Here is a 13,064-nt window from a genome sequence, read left to right as displayed (position 1 = left end):
CGGGGGCGGACCGGTAAAGTTGACTCGGTTCGCACCAACTGTAGGCAGGCGCATCGGCACCTGCGATTCATCTGACACCCCTGTGGGAAGGAATGCTGTGCTCCGCACGCATGAACTCGGCTCCCTTCGGCCCGAGCACGTAGGACAATCGGTCACCCTGGCGGGCTGGGTCGCTCGACGCCGCGACCACGGCGGCGTGGCCTTCCTCGACCTCCGTGACGCCTCCGGTTTCGCGCAGGTCGTGGTCCGCGAGGAGGACGTCTTCTCGAGCCTCCGCAACGAGTACGTCCTGCAGATCGTCGGCACCGTGCAGCAGCGCCCCGAGGGCAACGAGAACCCCGCCCTCCCCACGGGCGCCGTCGAGGTGATCGCGGACTCCGTGACCATCCTCAACACCTCGGACCCCCTGCCGTTCCAGATCGACGAGCACGTCGAGGTCGGCGAGGAGGCACGCCTCCGCCACCGCTACCTCGACCTCCGCCGTCCGGGCCCCCAGGCCAACCTGCGCCTGCGTTCCGAGGCGAGCCGCGTGGCGCGCGAGCTGCTGCACCAGGACGGGTTCGTGGAGATCGAGACCCCCACCCTGACACGCTCGACACCCGAGGGCGCGCGCGACTTCCTCGTTCCCGCGCGGCTCGCGCCCGGCTCCTGGTACGCCCTGCCGCAGTCCCCGCAGCTGTTCAAGCAGCTCCTCCAGGTGGGCGGCTTCGAGAAGTACTACCAGCTGGCCCGCTGCTACCGCGACGAGGACTTCCGCGCGGACCGCCAGCCGGAGTTCACGCAGCTCGACATCGAGGCGAGCTTCGTCGAGGAGGACGACATCATCGCGCTCGGCGAGCAGCTCGTCTCCCGCCTGTGGAAGCTCATCGACGTCGACGTGCCGCTGCCCATCCGCCGCATGACCTACGCGGACGCCATGGCGAAGTACGGCTCCGACAAGCCCGACCTGCGCTTCGGTCTGGAGCTCAGCGAGCTGACCGGCTTCTTCAAGGACACCGGCTTCGGTGTGTTCAAGGCCCCCTACGTCGGCGCCGTCGTCATGCCCGGTGGCGCGTCGCAGCCCCGCCGCCAGCTCGATGCCTGGCAGGAGTGGGCCAAGCAGCGCGGCGCCAAGGGCCTCGCGTACGTCCTCATCGACGACGACGGGAGCCTGCGCGGACCGGTCGCGAAGAACCTGACCGACGCGGAGCGCGAGGGCCTCGCTGCGGCGACCGGCGCGAGCCCCGGCGACTGCATCTTCTTCGCCGCCGGGGACGCTGCGTCCTCGCGCGCCATCCTCGGCGCCGCACGGGTCGAGATCGGCCGACGCACGGGACTCGTCAAGGAGGGTGACTGGGCGTTCGTGTGGGTCGTCGACGCTCCGATGTTCGAGCCCGCGTCGGCCGCGGTGGCTGCGGGCGACGTCGCCGTGGGTGGCGGCGCGTGGACGGCCGTGCACCACGCCTTCACGTCGCCGAAACCCGAGTTCGTGGACACGTTCGACTCGGACCCGGAGAACGCCCTCGCCTACGCGTACGACATCGTGTGCAACGGGAACGAGCTCGGTGGCGGATCCATCCGTATCCACCAGCGTGACGTCCAGGAGCGCGTGTTCGCGGTCATGGGACTGAGCGCCGAGGAGGCTCAGGCGAAGTTCGGGTTCCTGCTCGAGGGCTTCAAGTACGGAGCGCCTCCCCACGGCGGGATCGCGCTCGGCTGGGACCGCGTGGTGTCGCTGCTGGCCGGCACGGACTCCATTCGCGACGTCATCGCGTTCCCGAAGTCCGGCGGCGGCTACGACCCGCTCACCGCCGCCCCCGCGCCCATCACGGCGCAGCAGCGCAAGGAGGCGGGCGTCGACGCGAAGCCCAGGTCGGAGACCACGGCCGACCAGTAGGCCGGTCAGGTGCCTCCGCGCCCTGAGGGACGGGACACCCGGCAGGGGTGTCCCGTCCCTCCGGCGTCCGGGGCCTCATGCGCCACGCCCGCGGTGATCGCTGTGGGACGAATTGTGACGATCCGGCGGTGGGTCCGCGGGCACTGTGAAATAATCGGCGCAGTACGTGCTCCGGGGTCGGTGTAAGTCCGAACCGGCGGTGATAGTCCGCGACCCGCTCCGTCGTTCCGCACCCGCGGAACGAGGGCGGTTGAGCCGGTGGAATTCCGGGACCGACAGTCAAAGTCTGGATGGGAGAAGCACGCACAGCAGTGCACTGTCCGCTGCCCGATCGATGGGCCGTGGCTATGCCGTGGTCCGCCGCGGCACGGGGTGCACTGCTGCTATCACCCGGAGCCGTCGTAGCGGCGAAGGATCGGCATGGATTTTCTGCAGTGGCTCTTCGAAGCCCGCATCCCCGTAGGCAACGGCTCCCTGCTGCTCCGTGAGGTGGTGGGCAACGTCTTCGGGCTGCTCAGCGCCCTCGGCGGCATGCGGCGCCGGGTCTGGGCCTGGCCGGTCGGTATCGTCGGCAACGTCCTCCTCCTCACCGTCTTCCTCGGTTCCGTCTTCGGCGCCGCGAGTGCCGCCAACCTCCTCGGCCAGGCCGGCCGCCAGGTCATGTTCATCGCCGTCTCCGTATACGGGTGGCGCCAGTGGCAGGCGAGCCGACACGGGGGCGGGCAGGCCGTGACGCCCCGGTGGGCCGGGACTAGGGCCAGGATCGGCATGGTCGCCTTCATGGTCCTGGGGACCGTCGCCCTCACCCCCCTCTTCCGCGTGCTCGGTTCCTACGAGCCCGTGTGGGCCGATGCCTGGACCTTCGTCGGGTCCCTCCTCGCCACCTACGGCATGGCCAGGGGCTGGGTCGAGTTCTGGCTGGTCTGGGTGGCCGTGGACCTCGTGGGTGTTCCCCTGCTGTTCAGTGCCGGCTACTACGCGAGCGCCGTCATGTACGCCTTCTACGGGGTCTTCACCCTGGTGGGCTTCTTCGTGTGGGCCAGAGCCCAGCGCACGGCGCAACCCCGTGTCGAGGCCCTCCTGCCCGACCCCAGCCTCCGATGAGCACGACGACGCGGGTGGCGGAGGCCGAGGCGAGGGCGATGCTGCGCGCGCTGGAGCTCGCCGGTCTCGGCGTGCGTGGCGCGAACCCCCTCGTCGGCGCCGTCCTCCTGGCTCCCGACGGTATGGTCCTCGGGGAGGGGCACCACCGAGGCGCCGGCACCCCCCACGCGGAACCCGCGGCCCTCGCGGATGCCGGGGACCGCGGGCACGACCCCCGCGGCGGCACGATGGTGGTCACGCTCGAACCGTGCAACCACACGGGACGCACCGGCCCGTGCAGCGAGGCGCTCATCAGCGTCGGTGTGGCCCGCGTGGTCTTCGCCGCGGCTGACGTCAACGGACCAGCGGCGGGCGGCGCGGGCCGGCTCCGCGCAGCGGGCGTCGGGTGCGTCGGCGGGGTGGAAGCGGAAGCGTCGCAGCACCTCAACGAGCGCTGGACGGCGTCCGTCGCAGCGGGTCGCCCCTTCGTGACAGTGAAATCGGCCCAGTCGCTCGACGGGCGGGTGGCGGCGGTCGACGGCACCAGCCAGTGGATCACCGGACCGGAGGCGCGCGCCGACGGCCACCGCCTCCGGGCCCTCGCCGACGCGGTCCTCGTGGGCAGCGGGACGGTGCGCGACGACGATCCGCGCCTCACCGCGCGCGGCGGGCCCGCGGTGGACGGGACGTCCGCGGGAGCCAGGGCGACCCTGCGCGTCGTGATGGGGCTGACCCCGGTGCCCTGCGAGGCCGCCATCCGGGGTCCGGGCTTCGTCCACCTGACCACCCGGGACGTCCGCGCCGCCCTCGATGAACTCTTCGCCCGGGGGGTGCGGCACCTCCTTGTCGAGGGGGGACCGCGGATCGCCGCCGCCTTCCTCCGTGCCGGTGTGGTCGACGAACTGGTCAGCTACGTGGCGCCCGTGGTCCTCGGTGACGGCGCTCCCGCCTTCCCCGACCTGGGGATCGACTCCCTCGCCGCTGCCCCGCGTTGGGGCCTGGACGAGGCGGGCGGACCGGCCGTCCACCGACTCGGGGCGGATGTCCGGCTGCACCTCCGGCCGCCGCCCGGGTGAGCAGCCCGTCCGGCGTCCGACGCCGGACGACTTGACCCCCGCTCGATCCAGGTAGACCCACCCGTAGCTCCATCCCCTCCCGACCCACCCGAAGGAAGTACCCGTGTTCACAGGAATCGTGTCCGAGCAGGGCAGCGTCGTCTCACTCGACGTCACGCCCGACGGCGAGAGCGCGCTGCTCGTCTTCGAGGCGCCCGAGACCGGGAGGGACCTCAGCCCAGGGGCGTCGATCGCCGTCAACGGCGTCTGCCTCACCGCGGTGACGCTCGACGGCGGGCGCGTGGGCGTCGACGTCATGGGCGAGACCCTCCGCCGCACCACCACGGGCTGGCTGCAGCCCGGGACGCCCGTCAACCTCGAGCGCTGCGTGCCGGCCGGCGGACGCCTCGACGGTCATGTCGTCCAGGGCCATGTCGACGGCATCGGGGTGCTCCTCGAGCGCGAGGACCTCGGCGCCTGGCACCGGCTCCGCTTCGGCCTGCCCGCGACGCTCGGCCGGTACGCCGCCGAGAAGGGGTCCGTCGCGATCGACGGCGTGTCCCTGACCGTGACCGCGGTGAGCGCGCCGGACGAGAGCGACCAGTGGTTCGAGGTCGGTCTCATCCCGACGACCCTCAGGGAGACCGGTCTCGGCGCCAAGGCCATCGGCGATCCCGTGAACCTCGAGATGGACGTGCTTGCCAAGTACGCCGAGCGCCTGCTCGGTTTCGCGGCGGTCGACGCCCGGCGGCAGGACACGTCCGGGGACGCGCAGTGATCCGCGAGCCGGCCCGCGACACGACACTCCTCCGCCTCGATCCCGTCGAGGACGCGATCGCCGCCATCGCGGCCGGCGGTGCAGTCGTCGTGGTCGACGACGAGGACCGCGAGAACGAGGGCGACATCGTCTTCGCCGCCGAGGACGCGACCCTGCAGCTCGTCGGCTGGACCGTGCGGTGGACCTCCGGTGTGCTGTGCGTCCCGCTCCGCGCGGAGGATGCGGACCGCCTCCTCCTGCCGCCGATGACCGCCGTGAACGAGGATTCGAAGGGCACGGCCTACACCGTGTCCTGCGACGCCGCGACGGGCGTCAGCACGGGCATCAGCGCCGCGGACCGGGCCCGGACCGCGCGTGTCCTGGCGGACGGCGCCAGCGAGCCCACGGATCTCACCCGGCCGGGCCACGTCTTCCCCCTCCGCGCTGCACCGGGCGGCGTGCGCGAGCGGGCCGGCCACACCGAGGCCGGGGTGGAGCTCAGTGTCCTCGCGGGCAAGCGCCCGGCCGCGGTGATCGCGGAACTCGTACACGACGACGGCGACATGATGCGGCTGCCGGCCCTGCGCCGGTTCGCCGACGAGCACGGCATCCCCCTCGTCTCCATCGAGGATCTCGTCGTCTTCCTCGGGGCACGTGCAGCGTCCGGGCCCGACGGCAGCACCGGCGCCGGCGGTGCAGTCCGTCGTCCGGACACCCCTGAACACCCCCTCGACATCCCCAGCGACACCACCCCGGAAGGAACAGCATGAGCGGCCACGGAGCACCCAGCATCGACATCAGCGCACTCACCACGCAGGACGGCGCGCCACTGCGGCTCGCGATCATCGCGGCGAGCTGGCACACGCAGATCATGGACGGTCTGCTCGACGGCGCCCGGCGTGCCGCCGCGGAAGCGGGGGCGGACGTCACCGAGATCCGCGTGCCGGGTAGCTTCGAGCTGCCCGTCGCCGCCGCGCGCATCGCCCCGCACGTCGACGCGGTCGCTGCCCTCGGCGTCGTCATCCGCGGCGGGACGCCCCACTTCGAGTACGTGTGCCAGGCCGCGACCTCCGGCCTGACCGACGTCAGCGTCCGGACCGGCGTACCGGTCGGCTTCGGGGTCCTGACCTGCGACACCGAGCAGCAGGGCCTCGACCGCGCCGGCCTGCCCGGCTCCTCCGAGGACAAGGGCCACGAGGCGGTCTCCGCCGCGCTGGCCACGGCCTCCGTCCTCCGGGCGTTCGGGCGGTGACGGCCGAGGCATCCGTCACAGGGCGGGCCGGGCGTGCCGAGCCGGTGCGGCGAGCCGATAGCCTAGGGGATGTGAAAACCTTTGATTCCCTGTTCGAGGAGCTCAGCGCCAAGGCCGGCGAGCGCCCTGCGGGGTCGCGCACCGTCGCGGAACTCGACTCGGGCGTGCACGGCATCGGCAAGAAGGTCGTCGAGGAGGCCGCCGAGGTCTGGATGGCCGCGGAGTACGAGTCGACGGAGGACGCCGCCGAGGAGATCTCGCAGCTGCTCTACCACCTGCAGGTCCTCATGATCGCGAAGGGACTCACGCTCCAGGACGTCTACAAGCATCTCTAGCCGCGCCGGCCCACCCGCCCGCGGCCCACGATCGCCTGTCCCACCCTCCTGACGCGAAAGTACCCCATGCTCCGTGTAGCAGTCCCCAACAAGGGCGCCCTCTCCGAGGCCGCCTCGTCCATGCTCGCCGAGGCCGGCTACCGCCAGCGCCGCGACTCCCGCGAGCTCGTCCTCGTGGACCCCGAGAACGAGATCGAGTTCTTCTTCCTGCGGCCCCGCGACATCGCGGTGTACGTCGGTTCCGGGACGCTCGACGTCGGGATCACCGGCCGTGACCTGTTCCTCGACGCGCAGGTGAAGGCGGAGGAGCTCATGCAGCTCGGCTTCGGCGCGTCCACCTTCCGCTTCGCCGGTCCGGTCGGCGACTTCGACGCCCTCGAGCAGCTCGAGGGCAAGCGGCTCGCCACGAGCTACGAGGGCTTGCTGAAGGACTACCTCGCCGAGCGCGGCATCACGGCGTCGGTGGTCCGGCTCGACGGCGCCGTGGAGTCCTCCGTGCGCCTCGGCGTCGCCGATGCCATCGCCGACGTCGTCGAGACCGGCAACACGCTGCGCGCCGCGGGGATGGAGATCTTCGGTGATCCGATCCTGCAGAGCGAGGCCGTGCTCATCGGCCGCGCGGGGGACGCCCCCGTGGGCCTCGACGTGCTCCTGCGCCGCCTGCAGGGCGTCCTCGTGGCCCGGCAGTACGTGATGATGGACTACGACGTCCGGAAGGACCTCGTCGACGCGGCGGCGGCCCTGACCCCCGGCCTCGAGTCCCCGACCGTCTCGCCCCTGCGCGACTCCGAGTGGGTCGCGGTGCGCTCCATGGTCCGGCGGAACCAGACCAACCGCATCATGGACGAGCTGTACGAGCTCGGTGCGCGCGCCATCCTCGTCAGCACCATCCACGCCTGCAGGATCTAGGGAGGCGAGCATGAGTGTCGCCATCCGCGTGATCCCCTGCCTCGACGTCGACGCCGGACGCGTGGTCAAAGGGGTCAACTTCGAGGACCTGCGTGACGCCGGGGATCCGGTGGAGCTCGCGCACCGCTACGACCGGGCCGGTGCCGACGAGCTCACGTTCCTCGACGTGACCGCCTCCTCCGGTAACCGCGAGACCACGTTCGACGTCGTCTCGCGGACCGCCGAGGAGGTCTTCATCCCGCTGACGGTGGGCGGGGGAGTCCGCGAGATCTCCGACGTCGACCGCCTCCTGCGGTACGGCGCGGACAAGGCCTCGATCAACACCGCCGCCGTCGCGCGGCCGGCCGTGATCGACGAGATCACGAAGCACTTCGGTGCCCAGGTCCTCGTCCTGTCGCTCGACGCGCGCCGGACCCGGGACGCCGCGACGCCGTCGGGCTTCGAGGTGACGACCTACGGCGGCCGCAAGGGTACCGGGATCGACGCCGTCGCCTGGGCGAAGGAGGCCGCCGACCGCGGGGTGGGGGAGATCCTGCTGAACTCGATCGACGCCGACGGCACCAAGGAGGGGTTCGACCTCGAACTCATCCGCGCCGTACGGGCGGCCGTCGGCGTGCCGCTCATCGCCTCGGGCGGTGCGGGCGAGCCCGCACACTTCCCGCCCGCCGTCGAGGCCGGCGCGGACGCCGTGCTGGCGGCCTCCGTCTTCCACTTCGGTCCGGTGTCCGCGATCGCGGACGTCAAGGCCGCGATCCGCGCGGCAGGGTACCCCGTCCGCTAGGCGCCGGGTCCTGCCTGCAGCGGGAGGATTCAGAGACCGACGTCGGCACTCTCGAGCAGGGCGACGGCATCGGGCCGGCCCTCGAACGTGACGAGTGCCTGGGCACGGCGACCGTGGGCGTGCATGAGCAGTTCGCCCGGCTCGCCCACGATGGCCACCGATACGGGTGCGCGCTTCGCGACGTGGCGGGGACCGTCCGTCCGCACCAGCACGATCCCGAGATCCACGCCGCGGTAGAGGATGGCGGCGCGCTTCACGAGTTCCTCCCACAGGGCGTTCGCGTAGTCCTCGTCGAGCGCCCTCGGTGCCCAGCGCGAGCCGGCCCGCCGGACGTCCTCGGTGTGGACGAAGTACTCGATCAGGTTGGCGCTCTTGTCGACGGCATTGAGGCGCATCGGCGAGAGCGCGGGTGGACCGGCGAGGAAACGCCGAACGAGCGCCTCGTAGCCCGCCGGGGATCCGGCACGTTCGGCCGTCTCCCGCGTGGCGCGCTCGGTGATCGGGGCGAACCTCTTCACGACCATGCCGAGGCCCAGGGCAGGCTTGTGCTCGCGCAGGTACAGATGCGCCGCCAGATCGCGCGTGTGCCACCCCTCACAGAGCGTGGGGGCATCGGGACCGGCTGCCAGGAGCGTCTCGGCCAGGACCTCGCGGGACGGGGTTACGTAGTGCATCACTGCTGAAACTAGCACGCCGCGCGAGGGCGGTGGCAGGCGCGCCGCGCCGTCGTCGGGGCCGCACTAGAATCAGGGGTGATGCCTCCCACCACGTCCTCCCCGTCCGCTGCCGGAACAGGCGCTCCTCCGGTCTCCGAACGCCAGGCGGCGCGCGACGCGCCCCTGCTCGATCCCGCGATCGCCGGGGCCCTCAAGAAGGACGACGCCGGCCTGGTCGCCGCCGTCGTCCAGCAGTACGACACGCTCGAGGTGCTCATGCTCGGCTGGATGGACGAGGAGGCCCTCCGCCGGACCCTGACCACGGGTCGGGTCACCTTCTTCTCCCGGTCACGCGACGAATACTGGCGGAAGGGCGACACCTCCGGACACCGTCAGTGGGTCAAGGGCGTGGCCCTGGACTGCGACGGAGACGCCCTGCTCGTCACCGTCGACCAGGAAGGCGCCGCCTGCCACACCGGCAGCCGCACGTGCTTCGACGGCCGCGACCTGCCCTCCGTCATCTCCAGCCGTCCCGACGCGGAAGGATCCTGACCCGCATGCAGCAGCTCGGCACCATCAGCCCCACCCTCGAGGAGTTCCGCGACCTGGCGAAGGCGCGGCGCGTGGTTCCCGTGCACCTGAAGGTCCTGGCGGATGCGCACACGCCCATCGGGATCTACCGCAAGCTCGCGGACGGCCGCCCGGGCACCTTCCTCATGGAATCCGCGGCCGTCGGCGGCGTCTGGTCGCGCTACTCGTTCATCGGGGCGCACTCCCGGGCGACCCTGACCACGCGCGACGGCGAAGCGCACTGGCTGGGCGAGCCGCCGGCCGGCGTGCCGGTCGCAGGCGATCCCGTCGAGGCGCTCCGCCTCACCGTCGAGGCCCTGCGCACGGAGCGCTTCGAGGAACTGCCTCCCTTCACCTCCGGCATGGTCGGCTTCGTGGGCTGGGAGGCCGTGCGCCACTGGGAGCGGCTGACGAGTCCGCCCGAGGACGATCTCCTGCTGCCCGAACTGGCGATGTGCCTGGTCTCCGACCTCGCCATCCATGACAACTCCGAGGGCTCGCTCACCCTCGTCGCCAACGCCGTCAACTTCGACGGCACCGACGAGCGGGTCGACGAGGCCTGGCACGACGCCGTGGCGCGGGTGCGCGCCATGCTCGCCACGCTCGTCGCCCCGGCCGAGCTCGCCGTGTCCGTCATGGCCGAGGGCACGCCGACGGCGGAGGAGTCGATGGAGCGCGTCCGGGAGTCCTGGTTCGAGCCGGAGTACCTGCGCGCGATCGAGCGCGGCAAGCGGGCCATCGTCGACGGCGAGGTCTTCCAGGTCGTCATCAGTCGCCGCTTCGAGATCGAGTGCGACGCTTCTCCGCTGGACGTCTACCGCATCCTGCGGACCACCAACCCGAGCCCCTACATGTACCTGTTCAGCCTCGAGGATTCCGACGGACGCGGCTACTCGATCGTCGGCAGCTCGCCGGAGGCACTCGTCACCGTCACGGGCGACGAGGTCATCACCCACCCCATCGCGGGCTCGCGCCCCCGCGGCAGGACCACGGAGGAGGACCGCGACCTCGCCGTCGAACTCCGGGCGGACACCAAGGAGAAGGCCGAGCACCTCATGCTCGTGGATCTCGCGCGGAACGACCTCTCCAAGGTGTGCACGCCGGGCAGCGTCGACGTCACCCAGTTCATGGAGGTGGAGAAGTTCAGCCACATCATGCACCTCGTCTCCACGGTCGTCGGTCGGCTCTCGCCGGCGAAGACGGCCTACGACGTCCTCGCGGCGACTTTCCCGGCCGGGACACTCTCCGGCGCCCCGAAGCCGCGTGCACTGCGCCTCATCGACGAGGTGGAACCGCATCGCCGAGGCATCTACGGAGGAGTGGTCGGCTACCTCGACTTCGCGGGCGACATGGACATGGCCATCGCCATCCGCTCCGCGCTCCTGCGCGAGGGCACGGCATACGTCCAGGCCGGCGGCGGGATCGTCGCCGATTCGGTGCTGGAGGCCGAGGCCCTCGAGACCGTGAACAAGGCTGCGGCACCCCTGCGGGCAGCCCTCACCGCGGCCGGGCTCCGGCCCGCGGCGGTGGAGGCACCATGAGTGCCGGACGCACCGAGCGCACCGAGCCGGGCAGGTTCGCGCGGCGCGGCATCGTCGTCATGGGGATCGTGGTCCTCGCGCTCCTGGCCTTCGGTTCCACGACCCAGACCTGGCTCACCGTCCGCCTGCCGCAGGAGGCCGTGCAGACGCCGGACCTGATGATCGCCGGGAGTGACGCGTCGACCCCCGTGACGGCCTTCGCCCTCGTGGCACTGGCGGCTGCCCTCGCCGTGTCGATCGCCGGTCGCCTCGCGCGGTGGGTCATCGCCGTGATCCTCGTGCTCTCGGGCGTCGGTATCGCCCTGTCCAGCGCGGGTGTCGCGCTCGATCCCGCGGCGGCTGCAGAACCCGCCGTCGGCGAGGCCATCGGCGTGAGCGGCCTGGCCGGTGCCGAGGCGACGGCCGGTATCTTCCCGTGGCTCGCCGTCGCGGCCGGCGTCCTCCTGGTGCTCGCGGCCGCCTGGGTGGTCCTGGCGGGCCGCACCTGGGGAGTGAACCGACGGTACGACGCCGGGGCCTCGCGGGCGGTCACGCCTGCTGCCGGTGACCTGCAGCCCGGAGCGCCCGCGCCTTCCACAGGAGACGTAGCCCCCGGGGTGGTCCCGGTCGCCGATGACGACGACGGACGCAGTGAAGGTCCCGTCGACGGACGTCCGGTCCCGGGAGGCGCGTCATCCTCCGCGACGGCACGGTCCGCGGCCGCGCCCGATGCACCCTCCGACCCACTGCTCCCCGCCGGGGACGAGACCGGCGGGGCATCCTCGCCCACGGCGCGCCCTTCCCGCGACCGGTCCAGCGCCCATGCGGACGAGATCGACAGCTGGGACCAGCTCTCGCGGGGCAACGACCCGACCGGCTGACGGCCGGGCGCGTACGTCCCCACCGGTTCCTCCCGACCGCCCCATCAATGGCAGAATGGAACCTGACCCGTTCGAAGGAGATTCACCATGGCATCCGAGACCCGCGCCTCCGCGACCCGCAACACCCCCGCGAACCACGCCCGGATGGGTGACGAGACGATTGGTCACGGCAACAGCCCCGCGGCATGGACCTGCGTGCTCATCATGCTGGCCGGTGCCGCTGTGGCCTCCTTCGCCTACATCCTGGCGAGCACGGAGGGCAACCACGACTTCGGCACCCTCCTCTTCTGGATCGGGATCGCGGTGATGTTCGTCGGCCTCCTCGTCGGATTCGTCCTCCGGAAGATCGGCTACGGCGTCGGCGGCTCCAAGCTCAAGAACAACGGCCACTAGATGACGGTCCTCGACGACATCATCGGGGGCGTCCGCGAGGACCTCGCGGAGCGTCGGCGTGCCGTTCCCCTCGAGGACGTCCGGAGGGCGGCGACGTCCGCTCCCGCGCCGATCGACGCCTTCGCGGCGCTCGGCTCGGGTGCGGGAGGAGACCTCGCGGTCATCGCCGAGGTGAAGCGCAGCAGCCCCTCCAAGGGCGCCCTGGCGGACATCGCCGATCCGGCGTCCCTTGCCGCGTCCTACGAGCGTGGCGGGGCCGCCGTCATCTCCGTGCTCACCGAGGAGCGGCGGTTCGGGGGTTCGCTGGCCGATCTCGACGCCGTCCGAGCAGCAGTCCAGGTGCCTGTGCTCCGCAAGGACTTCACGGTGGACGCCTACCAGATCTGGGAGGCGCGGGCCCACGGCGCCGACGTCGTGCTCCTGATCGTCGCGGCACTCACCGACGCCGAACTCGCCGGCTTCCTCGCCCTCACCCACGAACTCGGCATGAGCGCGATCGTCGAGACCCACACCGAGGACGAGGTACGGCGCGCCGTCGCGGCGGGGGCACCGATCATCGGTGTCAACGTCCGCAACCTGAAGACACTCGAGATCGACCGCGGCGTCTTCGCCGGATTGGCCCACCTCGTCCCGGCGGGGACCGTCGTCATCGCCGAGTCGGGCGTCCGTGATGCCGCCGACGTCGAGGAGTACGCGGGCCGCGGCGCGCACGCGGTCCTCGTCGGCGAGGCACTCGTCCGGCACGACGATCCGGCCGCGACGATCGCGGATTTCCGCCGGACGGGCCGTACCGCCTGGCGGGAGTCGGGTATGGCCGCGCGCGCCTGAACGCGTCGACGGGCCGGCGCCGGCAGCTCCCACCGGGGAGCGGTCCAGCCGGACCATCCATACCGGGCACGCGCCCGCCAAGCACCGGCCACCGGTCGGCACCAGCACCACCGAGCAGCACACGGGACGGATCACCGGACCCGCCGGCGCCCGCGACGCATCCCCGTC

General features: G+C 71.8%; 15 protein-coding genes and 1 riboswitch. Of the genes, 14 read left to right on the top strand and 1 reads right to left on the bottom strand.

Translation table 11 applies throughout. The annotated features are described in order from the left end of the window. The first annotated feature begins 97 nt into the window (after positions 1-97). From aspS to hisF, 9 genes are all read left to right on the top strand, one after another. Positions 98-1,876, top strand: coding sequence for an aspartate--tRNA ligase (gene aspS, locus ACTIMO_RS05775; RefSeq protein ID WP_422391781.1), 1,779 nt, complete (start codon positions 98-100; stop codon positions 1,874-1,876). Positions 1,877-2,039: 163 nt separating this feature from the next. Further along, positions 2,040-2,182, top strand: a riboswitch (FMN riboswitch). A gap of 114 nt (positions 2,183-2,296) precedes the next feature. Next, a complete protein-coding gene (gene pnuC / locus ACTIMO_RS05770) occupies positions 2,297-2,980 on the top strand; it encodes a nicotinamide riboside transporter PnuC (RefSeq protein ID WP_055771779.1) in 684 nt (227 codons plus the stop codon). Continuing rightward, positions 2,977-4,035, top strand: coding sequence for a bifunctional diaminohydroxyphosphoribosylaminopyrimidine deaminase/5-amino-6-(5-phosphoribosylamino)uracil reductase RibD (gene ribD, locus ACTIMO_RS05765; protein ID WP_448181766.1), 1,059 nt, complete (start codon positions 2,977-2,979; stop codon positions 4,033-4,035). Before pnuC ends, ribD begins: the two co-directional genes overlap by 4 nt. Positions 4,036-4,138: 103 nt before the next feature. Continuing rightward, a complete protein-coding gene (locus tag ACTIMO_RS05760) occupies positions 4,139-4,792 on the top strand; it encodes a riboflavin synthase (RefSeq protein WP_448181765.1) in 654 nt (217 codons plus the stop codon). Continuing rightward, positions 4,789-5,541, top strand: a complete 753-nt coding sequence (ribB, locus tag ACTIMO_RS05755; protein ID WP_448181764.1) for a 3,4-dihydroxy-2-butanone-4-phosphate synthase — start codon at positions 4,789-4,791, stop codon at positions 5,539-5,541. The genes ACTIMO_RS05760 and ribB overlap by 4 nt, the downstream gene beginning before the upstream one ends. Continuing rightward, positions 5,538-6,023 (top strand): 6,7-dimethyl-8-ribityllumazine synthase, encoded by a 486-nt coding sequence (gene ribH / locus ACTIMO_RS05750; RefSeq protein WP_422391785.1) that lies wholly within the window; start codon positions 5,538-5,540, stop codon positions 6,021-6,023. Before ribB ends, ribH begins: the two co-directional genes overlap by 4 nt. Before the next feature lie 71 nt (positions 6,024-6,094). Beyond that, on the top strand, positions 6,095-6,358 hold the full coding sequence (locus tag ACTIMO_RS05745; RefSeq protein WP_448181763.1) for a phosphoribosyl-ATP diphosphatase: 264 nt from the start codon (positions 6,095-6,097) through the stop codon (positions 6,356-6,358). A gap of 66 nt (positions 6,359-6,424) precedes the next feature. Next, positions 6,425-7,267, top strand: a complete 843-nt coding sequence (gene hisG, locus ACTIMO_RS05740) for an ATP phosphoribosyltransferase (RefSeq protein WP_448181762.1) — start codon at positions 6,425-6,427, stop codon at positions 7,265-7,267. 10 nt (positions 7,268-7,277) lie between these two features. Next, a complete protein-coding gene (hisF, locus tag ACTIMO_RS05735) occupies positions 7,278-8,048 on the top strand; it encodes an imidazole glycerol phosphate synthase subunit HisF (protein ID WP_055771761.1) in 771 nt (256 codons plus the stop codon). A gap of 29 nt (positions 8,049-8,077) precedes the next feature. Here hisF and ACTIMO_RS05730 read toward each other — a convergent pair whose 3' ends face one another. Beyond that, a complete protein-coding gene (locus ACTIMO_RS05730; protein ID WP_422391786.1) occupies positions 8,078-8,722 on the bottom strand; it encodes a TIGR03085 family metal-binding protein in 645 nt (214 codons plus the stop codon). 81 nt (positions 8,723-8,803) lie between these two features. On the opposite strand from ACTIMO_RS05730, the gene hisI reads away from it, so the two are divergent. The 5 genes from hisI to trpC all read left to right on the top strand — a co-directional run bounded on the left by hisI (position 8,804) and on the right by trpC (position 12,896). Further along, the gene (hisI, locus tag ACTIMO_RS05725) at positions 8,804-9,256 is read left to right on the top strand and encodes a phosphoribosyl-AMP cyclohydrolase (RefSeq protein ID WP_448181761.1); all 453 of its coding nucleotides are present in this window, start codon (positions 8,804-8,806) and stop codon (positions 9,254-9,256) included. Between the two features lie 5 nt (positions 9,257-9,261). Beyond that, positions 9,262-10,815 carry an anthranilate synthase component I gene (locus ACTIMO_RS05720; protein WP_448181760.1) on the top strand — a complete coding sequence of 518 codons (1,554 nt, stop codon included), beginning with the start codon at positions 9,262-9,264 and terminating at the stop codon, positions 10,813-10,815. Beyond that, a complete protein-coding gene (locus ACTIMO_RS05715) occupies positions 10,812-11,675 on the top strand; it encodes a Trp biosynthesis-associated membrane protein (protein WP_448181759.1) in 864 nt (287 codons plus the stop codon). Before ACTIMO_RS05720 ends, ACTIMO_RS05715 begins: the two co-directional genes overlap by 4 nt. Before the next feature lie 144 nt (positions 11,676-11,819). Continuing rightward, positions 11,820-12,068 carry an HGxxPAAW family protein gene (locus ACTIMO_RS05710; protein ID WP_082471566.1) on the top strand — a complete coding sequence of 83 codons (249 nt, stop codon included), beginning with the start codon at positions 11,820-11,822 and terminating at the stop codon, positions 12,066-12,068. Further along, positions 12,069-12,896, top strand: coding sequence for an indole-3-glycerol phosphate synthase TrpC (trpC, locus tag ACTIMO_RS05705; RefSeq protein WP_448181758.1), 828 nt, complete (start codon positions 12,069-12,071; stop codon positions 12,894-12,896). Positions 12,897-13,064: the final 168 nt, after the last annotated feature.

It is taken from the genome of Arthrobacter sp. CP30 (assembly GCF_053470025.1).
This window is presented reverse-complemented; position numbering and strand designations above follow the sequence as displayed.